Genomic DNA, 21,285 nt, shown 5'->3' on the forward strand with positions numbered 1-21,285 from the left:
CAGCGTGAGCGCAACCTGGAACGAGATCCAACGCGTCGTCTTCCCACAGGACGCCGACCCCGACGTCATCTCGCTGTACGTCGACGCCGACGTCTGGGCGAAGGTCGGCGACCGCGAAGTCCGCGTGAGCGACCGCGCACACCTCGATGACGTGCTCGGGCGTGACCGATTCCGCATCTCCTCCGGCGAGCGCGTCTCGTTCGCGAGCTACTTCAACGCCTTCCCGGCCTCGTACTGGCAGCAGTGGACGAACGTCGAGCGCATCCGCCTCTCGGTGGAGACGAGCGGCGAGGGTACCCTGCTCGTCTACCGTTCGACCGCGCAGGGCGTTCCGCAGCGCGTCGCCTCCGAGCCGTTCGCAGGCACGGTGCGCCACGAGATCGAGCTGCCGGTGACGACCTTCGGCGACGGCGGCTGGTACTGGTTCGACATCGTGGCGGGCGACGCCGACGTGGTCGTCGCGGACGGCCGCTGGCAGACGGATGCCTCCGAGCTGCGCTCGGGCGGCGCCTCCATCGGCACCACGACCTTCAACAAGCCCGACTACTGCGTCAGCACACTCGAGGCCCTCGCCGGCGACGAGACGGCGCGCGACGTGATCGACCGCATCTACATCGTCGACCAGGGCAACCAGCGCGTCGTCGACGAACCCGGCTTCGACCAGGTCGCCGAACGTCTCGGTGACACGCTGACCATGATCGAGCAACCGAACCTCGGCGGCTCCGGCGGGTTCGCGCGGTCGATGGCCGAGACCCTCGAGGCTGACACGAGCGACTTCCTCATCCTGCTCGACGATGACGTCACGGTCGAGCCCGAGAGCATCGCACGCGCTGTGCGGTTCGCCCGGCACACGACCCGCCCCGTGGTCGTGGGCGGGCACATGTTCGACCTGCTGAACCGCCCGGTGCTGCACGCCTTCGCCGAGACGGTCGACCTCAAGCCGTTCGTCTGGCACGCCCAGCCGCACGACGAGGTCCCGCACGACTTCCGGTTCTCGAACCTTCGGCAGACGCGGTGGATGCACGCCCGCATGGACGCCGACTACAACGGCTGGTGGTTCTGCCTCATCCCGACCGAGGTCATCCGGTCGGTCGGGCTCTCGCTTCCGGCCTTCATCAAGTGGGACGACGCCGAGTACTGCCTGCGCGCCCGCGACGCCGGCTATCCGACGGTGACCCTGCCCGGAATGGCACTGTGGCACGTGTCATGGCTCGACAAGGACGACTCGATCGACTGGCAGGCCTACTTCCACGCCCGCAACCGAATCGTCGCGGGCCTGCTGCATTCCCCCTACCCCAACGGCGGGCTGCTCGCCCGCGACAGCGAGCGGTGGGACCTCAAGCACCTGCTCTCGATGCAGTACTACCCCGTGACCCTGCGCCATCGCGCGCTCCGCGACATCCTGTCGGGGCCCGTGCACATGCAGCTCGGCATGGCGACCATCCTCGGCGAACTCCGCGCCGCGGCCGCCGACTTCCCGGAGAAGACCGTGCTCCGGCACGAGTCCGAGATCCCGATGACGGTCGAGGGCAAGCGGGTCTACCCTGTGCCCGCGACGTCGGCGGGGCCGAAGGGGCCGCGAGGTATCCCGCTCGTGCTGTTCACCGTGCGGATGACCGTACGCCAGTGGTTCACGCGCCCCGCTTCGAAGAACATCGCCGAACCCCAGGTCGAGTTGGCCAAGCGCGACGGGACCTGGTTCCGCCTGCCCCACTTCGACAGCGCGCTCGTGTCGACCGCGGATGGTTCGGGCAAGGTCCGGTACACGCGCGACCCGAAGACCTTCCGCCGCCTGCTGCGCGAGAGCCGTCGCCTGCACCGCGAGCTGCGCAAGCGCTGGCCCGAGCTCGCACGCGAGTATCGCGCTGCGCTGCCCGAGATCACCTCGCCCGAGGCGTGGGCGCCGCACTTCACGACGAAGAAGTAGTCGCCGACGCGACGAGCACGGCCCGAGGCATCCGCCCCGGGCCGTGCTCGTCTGCGGTGTCAGCGCGCGAAGCGCTCCACGAGCCTGTTCTGGAACATGCTCAGCGCCGAACCGATCGCCATGTGCATGTCGAGGTACTGATAGGTGCCCAGGCGCCCGCCGAAGTAGACGTCGGGCTCATGGTCCTGCAGCTCGCGGTAGGCGAGCAGTGCCGCGCGGTCCTCGGGGGTGTTCACAGGGTAGTACGGCTCGTCGCCGTGCTCCGCGAAGCGCGAGAACTCGCGCATGATGATCGTCTTGTCGGCGGGGTACTCGCGCTCGGGGTGGAAGTGGCGGAACTCGTGGATGCGGGTGAACGGCACCGAGGCATCCGCGTAGTTCATGACCGACGTGCCCTGGAAGTCGCCCACCGGCACGACCTCGCGCTCGAAGTCGAGGGTGCGCCAGCTCAGGTGCCCGGCCGACGAGTCGAAGTAGCGGTCGACGGGTCCGGTGTAGACGACGGGCACGTTGCCGACGACGGCCGCCTTGTTGAACGGCTGCGACGCGTCGAAGAAGTCGGTCGAGAGCCTGACGTCGATCTTCGGGTGGTCTGCCATCCGCTCGATCCATGCGGTGTAGCCGTCGACCGGCAGGCCCTCATGCGTGTCGTTGAAGTAGCGGTTGTCGTAGTTGTAGCGCACCGGGAGACGGCTGATGACCTCGGCCGGCAGCTCGGTCGGGTCGGTCTGCCACTGCTTCGCCGTGTAGTCGCGGATGAACGCCTCGTAGAGCGGGCGCCCGATGAGCGAGATCGCCTTCTCTTCGAGGTTCGCCGCCTGCTTCGTGTCGAACTCGTCGGCCTGCGAGGCGATGAGCGCCCGGGCCTCGTCGGGCGAGTAGGCGGCGCCGAAGAACTGGTTGATCGTGCCGAGGTTCACCGGCAGCGGGAACACGACGCCGTTGTGGTTCGTGTAGACCTTGTGCACGTAGTTCGTGAAGGTCGTGAAGCGATTGACGTACTCCCACACCTTCTCGTTCGAGGTGTGGAACAGGTGCGCTCCGTAGCGGTGCACCTCGATGCCGGTCGCAGGGTCGACCTCGCTGTAGGCGTTGCCGCCGATGTGGTCGCGGCGGTCGATGACCTGCACGGTGAGGCCGAGCTCGTTCGCCGCACGCTCGGCGATGGTGAGACCGAAGAACCCCGACCCGACGACGACGAGATCGGTCATCGAGCGCCCCCCGCGCCGATCACGAGCCGCGGCGTGCCGACCCAGCGGTCGGCGGCTGTGACGTTGCGGCCGTCGACGACGAGCCGCACGCCGGGCAGGTCGCTCGCGGCGAGGGTCTTGTAGTCGGCGTGGTCGGCCTGCACGATCGCGAGATCGACGGGCGCGCCGAGGTGGTACGCCGTCCATCCGTAGCGGGCGAGTTCGTCGTCGGTGTACATCGGGTCGTGGACGAGCACCTTCGCTCCGCGGGCCTCGAGCGCATCGACGGTCGCGAAGACGCCGGAGAACGCCGTCTCCTTCACACCTCCGCGGTACGCGGCGCCGAGCACGACGGCGGTGAGGCCCGTGAGGTCGCCGAGCACGCCCGCGGCCTGGCCGACGAGCCGCTCGGGCATCGAGGCGTTGAGCAGGCGCGCGGTGCGCACGATCTCGGCGTCGCGGTCGGTCGAGAGGTAGAGACGCGGATACACCGGGATGCAGTGCCCGCCGACGGCGATGCCGGGTCGGTGGATGTGGCTGAACGGCTGCGAGTTGCACGCCTCGATGACGGCGTAGACGTCGACGCCGATCTCGTCGGCGTAGAGCGCGAACTGGTTCGCGAGCCCGATGTTGACGTCGCGGTAGGTCGTCTCGGCGAGCTTCGCCATCTCGGATGCCTCGGGCGAGCCCATGTCCCACACCCCGTTGGCTCGGGCGAGGTCGGGGCGCTCGTCGAACTCGAGCACGGCCTCGTAGAACTCGACCGCACGGCGGGTGCCCTCGGGGCTCATCGCGCCGACGAGCTTCGGGTACTTGCGCAGGTCTTCGAACACCCGGCCCGTGAGCACGCGCTCGGGCGAGAACACGAGGTGGAAGTCGGTGCCCTCGGCGAGGCCCGAGATCTCCTCGATCATCGGCTTCCAGCGGCTGCGGGTGGTGCCGACCGGCAGCGTCGTCTCGTAGGAGACGAGCGTGCCGGGGGTGAGGTGCTCGGCGAGCGAACGGGTCGCCGCGTCCATCCAGCCGAAGTCGGGCTCCCAGGTCGCGTCGTTCACGAACAGCGGCACCACGATGACGACGGCGTCGGCGCCGGGCACGGCGTCGGCGTAGTCGGTCGTCGCGCGCAGGCGCCCGGCGGGCACGAGCTCGGCGAGCTTCTCCTGGAGGTGCGCCTCACCCGGGAAGGGCTCGGTACCAGCGTTCACGAGGTCGACGACGGCCTGGTTGACGTCGACGCCGATGACCTCATGGCCCTGATCGGCGAACTGCACAGCAAGAGGGAGGCCGATCTTTCCGAGGGCCACGACGGCGATACGCATGGGCTCGAGTCTATCGCGGCGGGATCCGGCCCCAGGACGCGGGCACCGCCGCGCGGGCGCCCGATACGAGCACGCGTCCGGCGGTCACCGCGTTCGATCGTCTCACCCGCGCCCGGCGAACCACGTCGCCGCGGCGAAGCGCAGCGGCGCTTCGCGCGCGGCGAAGCGCGACATCCGAGCCGGCACGAGCGCGGGAGGCGTCGCGAACCGACGGCGCGCTCGCGACAGCGCATCCACCTCGGCATCGGGGACCCGCGGATCGAGGATGCCGCCGACGAGTGCGCGGTCGGCGCGTGAGAGCAGCTCCAGCGCCTCCGGGGCGAAGCGCTCGACCGCGTCGGCGATGCCGGCGAGCGCGAGGCGATCGCCGCCGAGCCAGGCACCGGCGCGGGAGTGCACTGCGCCGAACAGCGGCAGGCGCCAGAGCTTGACCGCCAGCGCGTTCCGGCTGCGCTCGCCGAGGGCCCCCACCCAGTCATCGGCGACGAGGTGCGTCACCGCCGCCAGGTCTTCGGCAACCGGACGCCGTGTGAACGTCACCCGCTCCGCGTCGTCGTGCACGAGGTACTCCGCACCACGACCGACGCGCGTGATGCGGGCGCCGGAGAACCAGAGCCGCGTGGAGAACATCAGGTCCTCACCACTCGCGAGGCCCGGTGTGAACCGCAGCCCGCCGAACCGTTCGCGAGCGATGAGCCCGAGCGGGGCCGTGCGATACGCCAGCCGGTCGCGCACCCCATCGAGGCGTGCCGTCCGACCGGGACGCGTCGGCGGCGTCGGCATTCGCCGGCCGTCTTCCGCATATCGGACGACCGGGATGACGACCGCGGCGGCATGCTTCCGTGCGACGGCGGCCCATGCGTCGACGGCACCCGCGACGAGTTCGTCATCCGAGCCCATGATCGACACGAACCGCGCCTCGGCGAGCTCGAGGCCACGGTTGAACGGGCCGGCCGGGCTGCGGATGCCGTCGTCGAACGACTCCAGCCGAACTCGCCGCTCGGCTGCGAACGGACCAAGCCCGGCCGCGATGCCGTCGACGGGCGTGTTGTGGCACACGACGATCACGCGTGAGACGGACGCGGAGGCGAGCGCCGATCCGACCGACCGCGAGATGTTCCGCCTCGGGTCGTGGACGGCGATGACGACGTCGACCTCGGGCGATGACGGTTGCACGCCTCGACGCTACCAGCGCGATCGTGGTCGCGCCGCGGCATCCTCGCCTAGACTCTCTGCACGTGAAGGTCATCAGCGTCGTCGGCGCGCGCCCCCAGTTCGTCAAGCTCGCCCCGGTCGCGAAGGCGGCGGCGGCCGCCGGTGTCGAGCACGTCATCGTGCACACCGGCCAGCACTACGACCCGATGCTCTCGGACGTCTTCTTCGACGATCTCGGCATCCCGGCCCCCGACGTGCACCTCGGCGTCGGCTCAGGCAGCCACGGCGTCCAGACAGGCGCCATGCTCGGTGCGCTCGACGCAGTGTTCGACGAGCACTCCCCCGATTGGGTGCTCGTCTACGGCGACACGAATTCGACGCTCGCCGCGGCGGTCAGCGCCGTCAAGCTCCACTACCCGCTCGCTCACCTCGAGGCGGGTCTCCGTTCGTTCAACCGTCGCATGCCCGAGGAGCACAATCGGGTGCTCACCGACCACGCCGCCGACCTCTGCCTCGCGCCGACCGAGGTCGCGATGTCGCACCTCGCGACGGAGGGCCTCGCCGCTCGTGCGGTGCTCGTCGGAGACGTCATGACCGACGTCCTGTTCCAGGTGCGCGACGCCGTCGCCGCCACCCCGTCCGTGCTCGTCGACGAGCTGGGTCTGGTGCCCGGCGGGTTCCACGTGGCCACCATCCACCGCGCGGAGAACACCGACGACCCGACCCGCCTCGCCGAGATCGCACGCGCACTCGGGTCGCTCGAGCACCCCGTGATCCTACTGGCCCACCCGCGGGTCGTCGCGAAGGCCGCAGCCCACGGCATCGAACTCACGCAGGGCTCGCTGATCGCGCACGCACCACTCGCCTACCCCGATCTCATCGCGGCCGTGCTCGCGAGCCGCGGCGTCGTGACCGACTCGGGGGGCCTGCAGAAGGAGGCGTTCCTGTTGCGGATACCGTGCACGACGGTGCGCCCGGAGACCGAGTGGGTCGAGACCGTCGAGCTCGGCTGGAACGTGCTCGCCAACACCGCCGAGGAGATCGCTGCGGCCGTCGCCCGCCCCGCGCCGACGCCGACCGAGGCGTCGCCGTACGGCGACGGCCGGGCAGCCGAGCGGGTCATCGCCGAGCTGCTGGCCGCGACGCGCGCCTGATTCCGACGCCGGTGCCGTCGGCACCGGTGCCCGGCGACGAGCCCGGGAACAACGTCGAGCGCGTTCAGCGACCGACGATGCGGTCGATCGCGCGATGCCAGCCCTCGACCTGCGCCTCGGCCGACAGGTCCCGCGCCGCGGCCGCGGATGCGGCCTTGTACCGAACCACGTCGGCCGGGTCGAGGCGCTCGATCTCGCGCACGAGCGCTTCGGTCGAGAAGTCGTCTGCGACCGCACCGAGCCCGCGCTCGTGCACGACGCGCGCCATCTCGGGCGACGGACCGATCACGAGTCCGAGCCGGGCCTGCACGTAGTCGAAGAACTTGTTGGGCAGGGCCCACGTGTTGTTGAAGTTCACGGGCGGGAGCACGTGCACGCCCACGTCGTACCGGCTCAGCGTCTCGTTGAGCTCGTCGTACGGCACCGGGTCGTGCACCGTGACCCGCGCATTCTGCCGCGCCTTGAGCGCGTCGAGGTAGGCGGGGTCGTTCGGCGTCAGGTACAGGTCGAGGGTGCAGTCGCCCGATGCCGCATCGACGGCATCGACGATCGTCATGATGTTGCGGTCGTGCAGCGCCGCGCCGCTGTGCACGAGGCGGATCGGTCGATGCACGGGCCGCGGCTCGCGGTCGACGTAGGGCGCAGCGTTCGTCACCACACCCGCATCGATGCCGAACCGCCGACGGTACTCCTCGGCGATCCCCTGGCCGACGGTCGTCGCGCTGGCCGCGCGTGCGACGAACGCACGGCACATCCAGCGGATGAACGGGGCGACGAACACGCGCCAGCGAAGCAGATCCTCCTTCTGCCGGGGCGCGTACTCGTGGAGGTCGGCGTGGACGCCGCGCGACGGGACGGACAGCGCGAGCCCGACCGCGTCGACATCGTTGGCGAGCACGGCGTCGAAGGTCCGGCCCTCGAGCAGCTGCTGCGCGGCCGCGACCGCCGGATTCGCCCAGTAGGCCCGCCGATAGCGCCGCGTCGCGACGAGTCCACGGTCGTATCGCCACACCGCGAGCGAGTCGGGGATCGCGAGGTGCTCGACCACGCCCTCGGGAGCGGGACCGTGACCGCACGTGGTCACGGCGTAGTCTCCTGCGAACAGACGCACCTGCTTGAGCACCCGTGCGTCGGAGGCGATCGGCGAGAACGAGAGGATCAGCAGACGCGGCCGCCCGTCGGCGCCGCTCACCGCGCCGCCCCGCTGCCGATGAGCCCATCGACGCAGTCCGCCCAGACCGCGACCTGCGCCTCCGAGGAGAGTTCGCGCGCGTGCGCGTCGGCGAGCCGCTTCCAGCCGGCGACCGTCGCCCGGTCGAGGTCGGCGACGACTCGCCGGAGTCCGTCGGCGCTGAAGTCGGCGGTGACCGCACCGAAGCCGTGCTGCCGGACGACTTCGGCCATCTCGGCCGAGGGACCGACGATCACGCCGAGGCGGGCCTGAACGTAGTCGAAGATCTTGTTGGGGAGCGCCCACTCGTTGTTGAAGTTGACCGGTGGCAGCAGATGCACGCCGACGTCGTAGCCGTTGAGCGTCGATACGAGCTCCCGGTACGGCACGGGATCGCGCACCTCGACCCACTCGGACCGCGACGCCCGCGACGCCAGCTCGGCGAGGAGGCCGGGATCGTTCGGTGTGAGGTACAGATCCAGCGTCGCCGCACCGTCCGCCGCGTCGACGCCCTCGACGAGCGCCATCAGGTTGCGGTTCTTCAGGCAGGCGCCGCTGTGCACCAGCCGGATGGGATCGCGGACGTCGTGCGGCCCGAGGTCGGCATACGGCGCCGCGTTGGTCACGATCACCGGCACGAAGCCGAACTGCCGGGCGTACTCGCGCGCGAGGCCCTCGCTCACCGTCGACCACGACGACGCCTTCGACACGTACCGGCGGCAGAGCCAGTCGTAGTACGGCTTGATCCGCTTCAGCCAAGCCGGGATCTCCTCGTGCAGCCTGGGCGAGTACTCGTGCAGATCGGCGTGCACGCCGAACCGCGGTCGGATGGCGAGCGCGACCGGCACGGCCTCGACGTCGTTCGCGATGGCGGCATCGACCTGCAGCCCGGCCAGGGCGCGCCGGGCCCAGCGCACAGCCGACAGCCGCCAGTAGGCGCGCGAGTACCAATGCAGCGTGATGAGCCGTCCGTCGAGATCGTTGATGCGCTCTGCGTCGGGGATGCGGATGTGGCGTGCGACGCCGGCGGGCGCCTCGCCGTACCCGCACGTGATTACCTCGTAGCGACCGGAGAACTCGGTCACCTGCTTGAGGACTCGCGCGTCGGCCGCGATCGGTGAGAACGACAGGATCAGGAGGCGGCGTCGGGCGGGGGGCGTGTCGGTGGTCACGTGTGGATCCGTTTCATTGCGAGGTCGGTCTGCGCCGCGAGCTGCGGTCATGGCCAGCTCCGGTATCGGAGGAAGCGACGGATGGCGCCCTCGCGGTCGGCCACGGCGAACGGGTTGCGCGGAATCAGGCGCGCGAACCGTCCGGCCGTCGGGTGGGCAGCGGCGGCACCCGCGACGGCGGTGCGATCGTGGGGATCCGATGCGAGGGCGTCGAGGAGGTCGCGATCGGCGCGGGCGAAGGGACGTCGCGCCCGAGGGGCGAGGCCGACCGCGGTACGAACGACCTCGGCGTAGGCATCGATGTCGTCGGCCGCGAGCGCACCGCCGGACGCCCGGCGGAGCACCGGCCCGAGCACGTGGATGCGGAGCACCTTGATCATGAGGCTCGTGCGCACCGCGGCAGGGGCATCGACGAGCCAGTCGCGGGTGAGCAGGAGCCGCAGCGCCGTGAGTTCGAGGCGCGCGGGGCGCGGAGCGGTCGTCACCCGCGTGTCGGCATCGGCGCCGATCACGTACGAAGGGTCGGCCGGGTGGAAATCGATCCTCGCGCCGGAGTACCAGAGCTTCGCGGAGAACTCGATGTCGTTCCCGGCCGGCATTTCAGGGGTCAGCACGAGGTCGAGGGCGCCGAGCATGCTGCGCCGGAGGTAGGCGAGCGGAGCGGTACGGTACGCGAGGCGATCGCGGATCGGGTCGAGGTGCCGGACGTGCCCCTTCCGCGCGAGCGGATTGCGCAAGATCTCACCGGACTGGTGCATGAGCGGCAGCACGAGCGCGTCTGGACGATCGGCACGCAGGTGGTCGACCGCGGCGGCGACCGCACCCGGCTCCATGAAGTCGTCGGAGCCCATGATCGTGACGTACTCGGCGGTCGCCGTACGGAGACCGTGCATGAACGGACCGGTCGGCGAACGCACACCGTCGGTGAATTCGAGCCAGACGACCGGGGCCTCGTCGAACTCCCGGCGGACGTCGTCGAACGCGGCGACCGGGATTCCGTGGCACACGACGAGTACTCGGACGCCCTCAACGCGGTCGTGCAGCACCGACCGGACGGCCCGGGCGAGCGGTCGCGAGGGATCGTGCACCGCGATCACGACGTCGACCGCTGGCGCACTGGGCATGGACTGCATTCTCCCAGCCCCATGCGCCGCTGCCAAACCGTGCCGTCCGTCGGCCCTCACGGCGTGCGCACGGCCGCGCCTGACCTAGACTCGCTGTCTGTGAGGCATGTCGAATCGTCGCGAGCATCGGGCACAACGTGGTGAGCACTGCGGTTGCGCCGGTTGCCGGCACGCGACGACTCGATTCGCTCACCGGCCTCCGGTGGTGGGCCGCCTTCGCCGTGTTCGGCCATCACATGCTGAACTTCGCTCCCCTGCCCGGCGCAGCGGTGCTGACACTCGGACACTACGGCGTCGCCTTCTTCTTCGTGCTGTCGGGCTTCGTGCTCACGTGGTCGGCGCGGGCGACGACGACGATGCCCACCTTCTGGTGGCGCCGCTTCTCCAGGATCTACCCCGCGAGCTTCGTCGCCCTGCTCCTCGCGATCCCGGTCTTCTACAGCTTCGACCCTGATCCCGCCCAATGGTGGGTGAAGCCGTTCGTCCCGGGCATTCTGCTGCTGTCGGTCTTCCTCGTGCAGGGCTGGTCGCGCGATCCGGTGATCCTGTTCTCCGGAAACCCGGCCGCGTGGACGCTGACGTGCGAGGCGTTCTTCTACGCCCTGCACCCGTTCATCAACAAGGTCCTGCTGCCGCTCAGGCTGCGCGGTTCGCTGATCGCCGCCGGCGTCGTCGTCGCGATCATGTTCGCGTACCGGGCCTCGGTGATGCTCTGGCCGGGGACTTGGCTGGCGACGCTGCCGTTGCCCGTCTCGCGGCTGCCTGAGTTCGTGCTCGGCATGTGCCTCGCGAGCGCGATGCTCGCTGGCTGGCGCGTGCGTATCAAGCCGCTGTACTGCTATCTCGCAGGCGGCGCGTTCCTCGTCTGGATCGGCTACTCGGCGACCCGCGAAGCCGTCGACCCGGTCACCCGGTTCTTCCTCTCCTCCTCGAACGAGTGGATCGTCATCCTCTGCGCGATCACGATCGCCGCGGTCGCGCGCCGTGACCTCGTCGGCGGCTTCTCGCTGCTGCGGTCCAAGGTGCTCGTCGCGCTCGGCGACTGGTCGTACGCGTTCTACCTCGTGCACGCGACGGTCATCTACGCGCTGCTCGCGGTGGTCGGCCGCCAGCCGGCGGGTTGGAGCGCACTTGCGTGGACCGCGTTGCTGCTCGTACTGTCGCTCGCCGCGGCTGCCGCCCTGCACCACCTCGTCGAGCGCCCGCTCGAGCGTCGCATGCGCCGGTGGTGGGACTCCCGTGCCGAGCGCCGGCGTGCGCGACCGGCGCTTGGGAGCCCGGCAGCCGGAGCGGCCCCGCCCGAGGGGGCGCCGGCACCGGCCGGTGACGAGCTCACCGCCGGCACGGCCGCGCCCAGCGCGAACGCGTCGGCGACCGATGCCGACCGCGACCCCCGCGCGACGCCCGCCCGCTGACCGACCCGGCCCGACTCAGCGGGCGCCGAGGAAGCCGCCAAGCGCCTCCGCCGAGCGACGCCCGTCGTGCACTGCGCGCACGAACGCGGGCCCGCGCTCGGCCACCCGGCGCGCGGCGTCGCGATCCGCGACGAGCGATCGGAGGATCCGCTCGATCTCACCGCCGCGCGACTCGACGATCGGAAGCTCGAGACCGGTGCGGGCCAGGATCCCGTCGCGAACGGTACGGTCGACGTGTCCGACCACCACACGGCCCGCGGCCATCGCCTCGCACGCGGCGACGCCGTAGTCGCCGACACGGAACTGGTCGAGCACGATATCGGCGCCGCGATAGACGTCGGGCATCTGGGTGGCCGGTACGCCGGTGACCCGGAGGTACTCGATGAGCCCCTCCGACTCGAGTCGGGCCAGCGCGGGATCGACCAGGTCCGATCCTTTGATCCGGCCGCTGCTCGGTGCGTGCGCCACGACCGGGCGCGGGCGCTCGAGCGGTTCCGCACCACCCGACCACGCCTCTGGATCGACCACCACCGGCAGCCACTCGGCCGCGGGCAGATCTTCCAAGAGGCCGAGCGTCGAAACGAACACCGGCAGTCCGAGCCGATCGAGCAGTGCGAGGTTCTCGGCCGCCTGACGCTCGAACACCGCCACCTGGTCCCAATCACGGTCGGCGAACGGCGAGTCGGGGTGCGTCGCGGCGTGGCGGCTCGGCAGCCGCACCTCGCTGCCGTGTGCCACCATCGCCACGCGCACCCCGCGGACGATGAGGTCGCGCACCTGCTGCTCGACCGTCTGATCGTAGACGCGGCCGAACAGGTGCCGCTCGGCCTCGACCAGCACGTGGCCGAATCCCGACGAGACCGCGTCGTGCTGATGTCGCTGCCAGCTCCGCGAGAGCACGTACGCGGACGCCGGCACCGTCTGATCGACCGGGAAGCCGAACTCGGTACCGATCCGGTAGGCCATGCTCACCGCCCCGACCCCCGGCACTCGCTCGGCCGCACGGGCCCACTGCCAGCCCTGCCCGGCGAAGTTCACCGGGCCGACGAAGAGCCGCACAGGCGTCTGCGGTGGTACCGCGACCGCCAGCGCGGCCGGGTCATAGCGCAACCGCTTCGGCAGGACGCGGACGAGCAGCGCCTCCGGCACCAGCCGCGACGCGCGACCGGCCATCGCCGCGAGTCCGCGTGGTAGCATCCCGGACGCCTACTTGACCAGGCCGGCCAAGGCGGCCTGCGTCGCGAAGTCGGGGACGGCGGCCACGACTTCGTCGAACGTCCCGTTCGCGAGGATCGTCCCATCGCGCATGAAGACCACCTGGTCGCTGTCGCGGATCGTCGACAGACGGTGAGCGACGGAGACGATCGTCACCTGCCCCCGCAGGTTGCGGATCGCGAAGGCCACATCCGACTCGGTCTTCGTGTCGAGCGCGCTCGTGGCCTCGTCCATCACCAGGACGAGAGGGTCGCCGTAGAGCGCCCGGGCGATGCCGAGTCGCTGCCGCTGGCCGCCGGAGAGTGCCATACCGCGGTCGCCGATTCGCGAGTCGATGCCGCCGGGACGCTGCGAGATCGTGTCCAAGAGCTGGGCGCGCTCGAGCGCCTCACGCACCTTGTCGCGATCGATGTCGTCGCCCCACGTGAGCGCGACGTTCTGCGCCACCGTGCCGTCGAACAGCGAGACGTCCTGCGGTACGTACCCCACCCGCGAGCGCCAGTCCATGAGCACGTCCTCGAGCTCGACCCCGTCGAGGCGGATGCTGCCCTCGGACGGCACGAGGAGACCGAGGATGAGGTCGACGAGCGTCGTCTTGCCCGCGCCCGAGGATCCCGCGATTCCAAGCGTCGCACCCATCGGAAGCACGAGGTCGACGTCATGCAGCGCAGGTTCTTCCCGATGCGGGTAGGTGAATCGAACTCCCTTCAGCTGCAGCTCGCGGGGCTCACCCGTGATCGGTCGGCGCCCGACCGTGTCGGCGTACTCGATGTAGTCGGCGGACTTCTCGATGTCGCGGATCACGTCGTTGACGATCGGCACGTTCGCATGCGTCTGCGTCATGACCGACTGGAAGCCCGTGAGTGACGGCACCAGCCGGTAGCCTGCCACCCCGAAGAGGGCGACCGACGAGAACGCCGCAGCGAGGTTTCCGCCGCTGCCGAGGTATGAGGCGCCGCCGACGAGCACGAACCCGCCGACGAGGGCGGCATCGAAGACGAACTTCGGAAGCTGTCCGAGGAAGCTCAGGTTGGAGCGAGCTCGCGTCGTGTGGATCCGGTTGTCATGGACCGCCCGGGCCACGGTCGGCGCGCTGTTGCGGAGCGTGATCTCCTTGAGTGCGTTCACCATGTCGGTCATCAGCCGTGCGACCTTGAACGAGTAGGTGCGGTTGACGCGCCCCGCCTCGATCGACTTCCGAGCGACGATGAAGTACAGGATGCACGCGATCAGTCCGAGATAGCCGAGCGTGATCGCAGCGGTGAGCGGCTGCGCGATGACGAGCACGGCGACCACGGCGACGAACGTCGTGAACATCGCCGGAAGCGAGAGCACCGGCAGCATGAACCCGCCGACGACACTTGCGATGCCGACATCCGCCAGTCGGATCAGCTGCGAGGTGTTGCGCCGGAGCCGCTCGGTCCACGGCGCTTTGATGTATGCGGCGAACAGACGATCGCCGATCTCCAACTCGTACGACGCGAACCGGCGCGTGGCGACCCACTGGAGGATGATCGCGATGATGGCCTTCACGATGATGATCCCGCACACTACGAGCAGCACCCAGGCGAAACCGCTCGGCTCGATCGTCCCGACCACCGGGAGGCTGATCGGCTGGTTGTTCACCATGCCCGTGAGCGAGACCGCAAGGAGCATCAACGCGGCGACGTCGAGCCCGGCCAGGGCGCTCGAGAAGACCACGTAGACCCAGAGGAAGGCACGCGCTTTGGCCGGCAGGAATGGCAGCAGCCGTCGGAACGTCTGGAGATTGTCGTTCACTGTCGATTCCTTCTCGGCTGCGATCGCGGACGGCGGTACGTGGGTGGTCCGACGGCGGCGCCCTGGAGCGAGCGTCTCGTCGGCGGGCGATCGATCGTTAATCCTCGCACAGACTGGATCGGAGTCTTGTCGATGACCTCTCCGCTCCCGGGAATCACCGCGAGCCCACGCACCGGGTCAGACACCGATGGAGCCTCGCCGACTCGCGTCCGATTCGAGCAGCCGGCGGTGCAGGTCGATCAGACGGCTCGCCTCCTGCTGCCAACTCAACTCGGCAGCCGCGGCGCGAGCCGCAGCCCGATGGCGAGACGCGGCACCGATGACCGCCTCGATCGCCCCTGCGAGTGCTTCCGGCGATGCGTGAGGGTCGACGACACCGCCGAGATCGTATCGCCGGACCACTTCCGACGCGTCCTTCGTCGCGGAGGTGAGCACGGGGACGCCTGCGTGAACGGACTCGAAGAGCTTGTTCGGCAACGAATACTCGTAGGAGAGCACCGTCGGTTGCGTGAGCGCGACCGAGACGTCCGCGTCGGCGAGCGCCGCCGACACCTCGGCGGGCGGAACGGCGCCGACGAAGTGGACCCGGTCGCCGTCGCCCGTCCGGGCGACGAGCCGGCGCAGACCGTCGACGTAGACTTCCGACCCCTCGCCGAGCAGCACGAAATGGGTGTCGTCGGGCAGGTGCGGCATCGCCTCGATCACGCGTTCGATACCTCGGTTGAACGTGATGCCCCCGCAGTAGGCAACGACCCGCGTGTCGTCGTCGAGGCCGGCGAGTTCACGCAGTCGACCATCCGACCGTTCGATCGATCTGTCCCCGAGCGGGGGGATGTTGCGCACGAGCGTCGGGAGCTCGCGTAGCCGGTAGCGCTCCTGCAGCCATTCGGCGATGCTCGGCGAGACGGTGATGACGCCGGCGGCCCGCCGGGCGCCCCGCCGCTCCATCGGACCCTCGAGGCGCTTTGCGATCGGACGATCGGCGCTCACATTGCGACGGGTCCACAGCTCGTGCGAGTCGTAGACGAACGGGATGCCGAGCCGACCGGCGACGCGCGTCGCGACCGGCAGGGTGTTGGCGTCGTGCGCGTGGACGAGGTTGGGCGCCCACGACCGGACGGCGGCACGCGCTCGGCGCCAGAACGAGAACTGTCGGACGGTGCGGTCGGCGCGCCGCCACTGCTTGACGGTCCAGCCCTTGATTCCCCTCGGCGTCGCGGGGAGCGCGGCGGCCGCGCCTTCGGCGGGCACTATTGCGGTCGCGACCGCGACGGCCGGCGCCCCGGCCGGGGCAACGGCGGCGGGCGCCCCGCGACCGATCACCAGGCGTGCCGTACGGCCTGCGTCGACGAGCACGTGGCCGATGGAGCGGATCGCCACCCGCTCGATCTCGAAGCCGTCCTCGTGCTCGGTGATGCCCGCCGGGTAACGGCTGACGCGCGGGCCGCCGAACGCGAACACGCGCACCTTCGCTCCCGCGTCCACGGCGGCCTTCGCGATCCTCATCACGCGAGCGTCGCGATGAACGTCGTTGTAGACGACGAACGCGACGCGCGGCGACGCTCCGTCGCCCGGTGCATATCGGGCCTCGGTCATTCGACTCCCCCCGCCGCATGCCGCACGACGTCGGCGGCGGACTTCGCCGCCGAGCTGATCGATGCGTGCCGCGCCGTCCATGCGGCCAATCGTTCGGCATCGGCGCCGGGCTCGCGCCGCAGCACCTCGACGACCGCGGACGCGACCGCGTCCGTGTCGTAGTCGACGGCGCGGCCGAGGTCGCCCCGATCGATCACCTCGGCCGCCGCGCCGGGGCCCGCGTACACGACGGGGGTGCCGCACCCGAGCGCCGCATAGACCTTCGTCGGGAACGCGAAGTCGTATCCCTGCCCGGGCTTGAGGCTGACGAGGCCTGCGCCCGCGGACCGCAGGCGGGTCGCCGCTTCTGCAGGCGGCACGAGGTCGTGGAACTCGACGGCGCCGGGCGCGACCTCCTCTGCGAGTTCGCGCAGGTCGTCCCATGCGCTGCCCTGTCCGAGAAACACGAGCTTGGCATCGGGAATCGTGGCGGTCACCGCCGGCCATGCGCGGACGAACACGTCGGCGCCCTGCCATTCTGAGGTCGTGCCGGCGTAGACCGCCGTGGGCGGCCCCTCGACGGTCGGACCGTCGGGAGAGAACACACGGGTGTCGATGCCGTTGCGCACGACCGTCACGCGGTCGTGTCCGGCGAGTGCGCGCACCCGATCGGCGACGCCGTCAGTCACGGCGACCACGTGCCGAGCCCTGCGCAGTGCGCGACGCTCGAGGCTGCGCACTGCGCGCACGACGAATCCGGGAGCGCCGGTGGACTCGGCGGCGTCGGACCAGATGTCGGCCGCGTAGTACACGTACGGACGTCGTCGGAGGGCGCAGACGACGCGCACGACGAACCCGGTCGTCGGCGGCGGCTCGGTGACGACGACGTCGGCAGCCCGTGAGAAGAGCAGGCGGAAGGCGAGCGGTACGTCGAAGCTGAGGTACTGCAGGTAACCGCGGACCTGTCCCGACGCGTCGCGCAGGACGGGCGCTCGCCGCACCCGGACCGCGCCCGCGGCGTCGTCGGCCTCGGCCGCCCGCCAGCCGGCCGCCTCAGGTGCGGTGCCCGCAGGCGGACGCGTCGTCAGCACGGTCACCTCGGCGCCGCTGCGCGCGAGCGCGCCGGCGAGCGCCGCGAGACGATATGCCGCCGCAGCGGGCTCGGGCGCGAAGATGCGACTGGTGATCACGACGCGCATCGGCGGGCGACTCCGATTCAGAGGTCGACGACCGCGCCGGACGCCGCGGACGTGATGACGGCTTCGACGACCTCGAGAGTGCGCAGCCCCTCCTCCATCGTGACGACGTCCTGACGCTCGCCGAGGACGGCATCGCGGAAGGCCTCGTGCTCGACCCGCAGCGGCTCCCGCTTGGCGAAGGCGAACCTGGTCATGTCGCCCTCGCTCACACCGCGGAACGCCGACACGGCCTCCCACTCGGTCGGAACGGTGCCGTTGCGGAAGAGCGTCAGGTCGCCCGTCGAGGTGTCGGCGACGAACGCGCCGAGCTCGCCGGTGACGATCGTCACGCGCTCTTTCATAGGGCTGAGCCAGTTCACGATGTGGTTGACGAGGACTCCGTTGCGGAGCATCCCGCTCGCGAGCACCATGTCCTCGTACTCACGACCGCTCTTGTGCAGCGTGCGCGCCGAGATCGACGCGTAGTCGCTCTGCGCGACCCACGCAGTGAGATCGACGTCGTGCGAGCCCAGGTCCTTCACGACGCCGACGTCGGCGATGCGGGCCGGGAACGGGCCCTGCCGACGGGTCGCGATCTGATACACCTCGCCCAGGTCGCCCGCCGCGATGCGACGGCGCAATTCCTGCAACGCGGGGTTGAACCGCTCGATGTGCCCGACGGCGCCGACGAGGCCGCGCGCCTTGAAGGCGTCCGTCATCTCGCGACCCTGCTCGACCGTCTGCGCGATCGGCTTCTCGACGAGCGTGTGCACCCCGGCGTCGGCGAGCTTCATCGCCGCGTCGTAGTGGAACCGGGTCGGAATGGCGACGACGGCGAGGTCGATCCCGACCGCGATCATCGCGTCGACATCGGGCAGCACCTCGAGGTCGCCGGCGACGCCGTGCGGGTCGCCGCCCGGGTCGGCGATCGCCACGAGGTCGACCCCCGGCAGTTCGCGCAGCACGCGGGCGTGATGGCGCCCCATCATGCCCACGCCGATGAGGCCGGCGCGCAGCTCGGCCATCAGGCGCCCGCTCCTGCGACGGCGTTCACGGCCTGGACGATGCGCTCGAGGTCGCGCTGCGAGAGCGACGGGTGCACCGGCAGCGACACGACCTCCGCCGCGGCCCGCTCGGTCTCCACGAGGTGCAGGCCGGGGGCGAAGTGCGCGAGCGAGGCGAGCCGGTGGTTCGGCACCGGGTAGTAGACGCCGCTGCCGACCGCGTACTCGTTCTTGAGCGCCGCGACGAAGCCGTCGCGGTCCTCGGGAACCCGGATCGTGTACTGGTGGTAGACGTGCACCGCGTCGTCCGCGACGGGCGGCACGATCACACCGCGCAGCTCGCGATCGAGGAAGGCGGCGTTCGCCTGTCGGGTCGCCGTCCATCCACCGACCTTGGTGAGCTGCACGCGGCCGATCGCCGCGTGGATGTCGGTCATGCGGGCATTGAAGCCGACGACCTCGTTCTGGTACTGCGCCTCCATGCCCTGATTGCGCAGCAGCTTGACGTTGCGCACGAGCTCGGGGGTTTCGCACGTGACCATGCCGCCCTCGCCGCTCGTCATGTTCTTCGTCGGGTAGAGGCTGAACATCGCAAAGCGACCGAAGGTCCCCACCTTGCGTCCTCCGAGCGAGGCGCCGTGCGCCTGCGCCGCGTCCTCGAAGAGCGCGAGGCCGTGGCGGTCGGCGACGGCCTGCAGGTCGGTCATGTGCGCCGGGTGGCCGTAGAGGTGCACCGGCATCACGGCGGCCGTGCGCTCGGTGACGGCGGCCTCGACCGACGCGGGGTCGAGCGTGAACTGCTCGGGCTCGATGTCGGCGAACACGGGCGTGGCGCCGGTGAGCGCGACCGAATTGGCCGTCGCCGCGAACGTGAACGAGGGCACGATGACCTCGTCGCCGGGGCCGATGCCCGCCGCGAGGAGGCCCAAGTGGAGGCCGGACGTGCCGGAGTTCACCGCGACCGACTCGCGGCCTTCGACGAGCACCTCGGCGAATTCTCGCTCGAAGGCGGCGACCTCGGGACCCTGCGCCACCATTCCGGACTGCAGCACCCGGTCGACGGCAGCGCGCTCGTCGTCACCGATGATCGGTTTCGCGGGGGGAATGAACGACTCGGTCATGCGTTCTCACTCATCTCTCTCAAGACCCCATCGGTCTCGACGTACTCGGCGCCAGTCGCGGGACAGCGCCAGATCTCTCCGTCGGACACCAGGCGCTGCCCGGCACGTCCGACCCACCCGAGGCGTCGTGCCGGCACGCCGGCCATCAACGCGAAGTCGGGGACATCCTTGGTGACGACGGCGCCGGCGGCGATGGTCGACCAGGCACCGATCGTAACCGGTGCCACGCACACCGCCCGTGCCCCCACGGAGGCGCCCTCGCGAATGGTCACACCCACGGGTTCCCAATCGTGGGCGCTCTTCAGCGTGCCGTCGGGGTTCACTGCTCGCGGGTACGTGTCGTTCGTGAGCACGACGGCCGGTCCGATGAAGACGCCGTCGGCGAGCTGCGCCGGCTCGTAGACGAGCGCGTAGTTCTGCACCTTGCAGTTGTCGCCGAGGCGGACGCCCGTGCCGATGTAGGCCCCGCGGCCGATCACGCAGTTCTCGCCGAGCACGGCCTGCTCGCGCACCTGGGCGAGGTGCCATACCGAGCTGCCGTCACCGATGGTCGCTTCGGGTGAGACGTCTGCGGAGTCGACGATGCGGGCGCTCGAAGGTGTTGACAATCTGGGCTCCTCATGCCGTCCGGGCAGCCGCGGCTGCGCAGACAGCCTACCGTGTTCTGCAACAATGGCCTGATGGACAGTTCCGCCCAGGCCGAGGCTCGGCGGCACTCCGACGACACGTGGATCGTGATCCCCCTCTACAACGAGGAGACCGTCATCGGCCGTGTCGTCACCGAGCTCCACGAGCACTTCGAGCACGTCGTCTGCATCGACGACGGCAGCACCGACGGCTCGATCGTCGCCGCCGAGGAGGCGGGCGCCCGAGTCATCCGGCACCCGGTGAACCTCGGGCAGGGCGCGGCCCTGCAGACCGGCTTCGAATATGCCGTGAAGCAGCCGGGGGCACGGTATCTCGTGACGTTCGACGCCGACGGTCAGCACCGCATCGAAGACGCCATGCTGATGCTCGACCTCGCGAAGCGCGATGACGTGGCGATCGTGTTCGGCTCCCGCTTCCTCGACGATCGCACCAATCCCGGCCTGCTGAAGCGGATCGTGCTGAAGACCGCCGTCAAGGTGACCAACCTGACGACGGGCCTGAAGCTCACCGACGCCCACAACGGACTGCGGGTCATCCGCACCGACGCGGCGGCCCAGATCCACCTCGAGCAGGACCGCATGGCCCATGCCTCCGAGATCGTCTTGAAGCTGGGGCGCACGAAGCTCCCCTGGCGCGAGTTCCCGGTCGAGGTCCTCTACACCGACTACTCCAAATCCAAGGGCCAGTCCCTGCTGAACTCGGTCAACATCCTCGTCGACCTGCTGGTGAGGTGAACATGTGGATCCAGATCCTCCTCGTCGCCGGGGTGCTCGTCATCGGGCTCTTCCTGGCGCGTCCGACCGGGGGCGACAGCCATCTGGCACTCCGCCGGCTGTTCATGGCCGGCTTCGTGCTCGTCGCGATCGTCTCGATCCTCTTCCCCCAGTGGCTGAGCTGGATCGCCAACGCCATCGGCGTGGGTCGCGGGGCCGACCTCATGCTCTACGCGCTGATTCTCGCGTTCCTCGTCTTCGTCGCCACGACGTACCGCCGCAACGTGCAGGTCAACCGACGCATCACGCTGCTGTCGCGTCAGATCGCACTCACCCAGGCCTCGGCGGAGGACGCGAGGAACTCCGCCCCGCCCGCAGTCCCGAACGGCGGATCGCAGGCCGCGCCCGACGACGCCGAGCGCTGA

General features: G+C 70.1%; 18 protein-coding genes. 5 read left to right on the forward strand and 13 right to left on the reverse strand.

Annotation, left to right across the window (positions count from 1 at the left end):
• Positions 1-4: 4 nt before the first annotated feature.
• The gene (locus tag ACFWGP_RS13905; protein ID WP_376931165.1) at positions 5-1,927 is read left to right on the forward strand and encodes a glycosyltransferase; all 1,923 of its coding nucleotides are present in this window, start codon (positions 5-7) and stop codon (positions 1,925-1,927) included.
• 59 nt (positions 1,928-1,986) lie between these two features.
• Here the strand turns inward: ACFWGP_RS13905 and glf are convergent, their stop codons facing one another.
• The 3 genes from glf to ACFWGP_RS13920 form a co-directional block, all read right to left on the reverse strand.
• The gene (glf, locus tag ACFWGP_RS13910; protein ID WP_275506585.1) at positions 1,987-3,138 is read right to left on the reverse strand and encodes a UDP-galactopyranose mutase; all 1,152 of its coding nucleotides are present in this window, start codon (positions 3,136-3,138) and stop codon (positions 1,987-1,989) included.
• Positions 3,135-4,436, reverse strand: coding sequence for a nucleotide sugar dehydrogenase (locus tag ACFWGP_RS13915; RefSeq protein ID WP_376931166.1), 1,302 nt, complete (start codon positions 4,434-4,436; stop codon positions 3,135-3,137). The genes glf and ACFWGP_RS13915 overlap by 4 nt, the downstream gene beginning before the upstream one ends.
• A gap of 102 nt (positions 4,437-4,538) precedes the next feature.
• Positions 4,539-5,612, reverse strand: coding sequence for a glycosyltransferase family 2 protein (locus tag ACFWGP_RS13920; RefSeq protein ID WP_275506583.1), 1,074 nt, complete (start codon positions 5,610-5,612; stop codon positions 4,539-4,541).
• 62 nt (positions 5,613-5,674) lie between these two features.
• Here ACFWGP_RS13920 and wecB point away from each other — a divergent pair, with 62 nt between their 5' ends.
• Complete coding sequence (wecB, locus tag ACFWGP_RS13925; protein ID WP_275506582.1) at positions 5,675-6,745, forward strand: non-hydrolyzing UDP-N-acetylglucosamine 2-epimerase; 1,071 nt, start codon at positions 5,675-5,677, stop codon at positions 6,743-6,745.
• A gap of 64 nt (positions 6,746-6,809) precedes the next feature.
• Here wecB and ACFWGP_RS13930 read toward each other — a convergent pair whose 3' ends face one another.
• From ACFWGP_RS13930 to ACFWGP_RS13940, 3 genes are read right to left on the reverse strand one after another with little or no spacing between them, the layout of a single operon-like run.
• The gene (locus ACFWGP_RS13930; protein ID WP_275506581.1) at positions 6,810-7,937 is read right to left on the reverse strand and encodes a glycosyltransferase family 1 protein; all 1,128 of its coding nucleotides are present in this window, start codon (positions 7,935-7,937) and stop codon (positions 6,810-6,812) included.
• Positions 7,934-9,088 carry a glycosyltransferase family 1 protein gene (locus tag ACFWGP_RS13935; protein WP_275506580.1) on the reverse strand — a complete coding sequence of 385 codons (1,155 nt, stop codon included), beginning with the start codon at positions 9,086-9,088 and terminating at the stop codon, positions 7,934-7,936. The genes ACFWGP_RS13930 and ACFWGP_RS13935 overlap by 4 nt, the downstream gene beginning before the upstream one ends.
• 47 nt (positions 9,089-9,135) lie before the next feature.
• A complete protein-coding gene (locus ACFWGP_RS13940) occupies positions 9,136-10,212 on the reverse strand; it encodes a glycosyltransferase (RefSeq protein WP_376931167.1) in 1,077 nt (358 codons plus the stop codon).
• A gap of 140 nt (positions 10,213-10,352) precedes the next feature.
• On the opposite strand from ACFWGP_RS13940, the gene ACFWGP_RS13945 reads away from it, so the two are divergent.
• Positions 10,353-11,627: an acyltransferase gene (locus ACFWGP_RS13945; protein ID WP_275506578.1), complete on the forward strand. Its 1,275-nt coding sequence runs from the start codon at positions 10,353-10,355 to the stop codon at positions 11,625-11,627.
• 15 nt (positions 11,628-11,642) lie between these two features.
• Here ACFWGP_RS13945 and ACFWGP_RS13950 read toward each other — a convergent pair whose 3' ends face one another.
• The 7 genes from ACFWGP_RS13950 to ACFWGP_RS13980 all read right to left on the reverse strand — a co-directional run bounded on the left by ACFWGP_RS13950 (position 11,643) and on the right by ACFWGP_RS13980 (position 20,107).
• Positions 11,643-12,824: a hypothetical protein gene (locus ACFWGP_RS13950; protein ID WP_275506577.1), complete on the reverse strand. Its 1,182-nt coding sequence runs from the start codon at positions 12,822-12,824 to the stop codon at positions 11,643-11,645.
• A 9-nt stretch (positions 12,825-12,833) separates the two neighbouring features.
• Positions 12,834-14,621 (reverse strand): ABC transporter ATP-binding protein, encoded by a 1,788-nt coding sequence (locus ACFWGP_RS13955; RefSeq protein WP_376931168.1) that lies wholly within the window; start codon positions 14,619-14,621, stop codon positions 12,834-12,836.
• A 177-nt stretch (positions 14,622-14,798) separates the two neighbouring features.
• The gene (locus ACFWGP_RS13960) at positions 14,799-16,217 is read right to left on the reverse strand and encodes a glycosyltransferase (protein WP_376931169.1); all 1,419 of its coding nucleotides are present in this window, start codon (positions 16,215-16,217) and stop codon (positions 14,799-14,801) included.
• On the reverse strand, positions 16,214-17,395 hold the full coding sequence (locus ACFWGP_RS13965) for a glycosyltransferase family 4 protein (protein WP_275506574.1): 1,182 nt from the start codon (positions 17,393-17,395) through the stop codon (positions 16,214-16,216). Before ACFWGP_RS13965 ends, ACFWGP_RS13960 begins: the two co-directional genes overlap by 4 nt.
• Before the next feature lie 17 nt (positions 17,396-17,412).
• The gene (locus ACFWGP_RS13970; RefSeq protein WP_275506573.1) at positions 17,413-18,399 is read right to left on the reverse strand and encodes a Gfo/Idh/MocA family protein; all 987 of its coding nucleotides are present in this window, start codon (positions 18,397-18,399) and stop codon (positions 17,413-17,415) included.
• Positions 18,399-19,499: a DegT/DnrJ/EryC1/StrS family aminotransferase gene (locus tag ACFWGP_RS13975; RefSeq protein WP_376931170.1), complete on the reverse strand. Its 1,101-nt coding sequence runs from the start codon at positions 19,497-19,499 to the stop codon at positions 18,399-18,401. The genes ACFWGP_RS13970 and ACFWGP_RS13975 overlap by 1 nt, the downstream gene beginning before the upstream one ends.
• Positions 19,496-20,107, reverse strand: coding sequence for an acyltransferase (locus ACFWGP_RS13980; protein ID WP_275506571.1), 612 nt, complete (start codon positions 20,105-20,107; stop codon positions 19,496-19,498). Before ACFWGP_RS13980 ends, ACFWGP_RS13975 begins: the two co-directional genes overlap by 4 nt.
• Positions 20,108-20,179: 72 nt before the next feature.
• Between ACFWGP_RS13980 and ACFWGP_RS13985 the strand changes: the two genes are divergently transcribed.
• Positions 20,180-20,881 carry a glycosyltransferase family 2 protein gene (locus ACFWGP_RS13985; RefSeq protein ID WP_275506570.1) on the forward strand — a complete coding sequence of 234 codons (702 nt, stop codon included), beginning with the start codon at positions 20,180-20,182 and terminating at the stop codon, positions 20,879-20,881.
• Between the two features lie 2 nt (positions 20,882-20,883).
• Positions 20,884-21,285, forward strand: a complete 402-nt coding sequence (locus ACFWGP_RS13990; protein WP_376931256.1) for a DUF2304 domain-containing protein — start codon at positions 20,884-20,886, stop codon at positions 21,283-21,285.

It is taken from the genome of Agromyces sp. NPDC127015 (genome assembly GCF_042725165.1).
GTDB classification, from domain to species: Bacteria; Actinomycetota; Actinomycetes; order Actinomycetales; family Microbacteriaceae; genus Agromyces; species Agromyces chromiiresistens.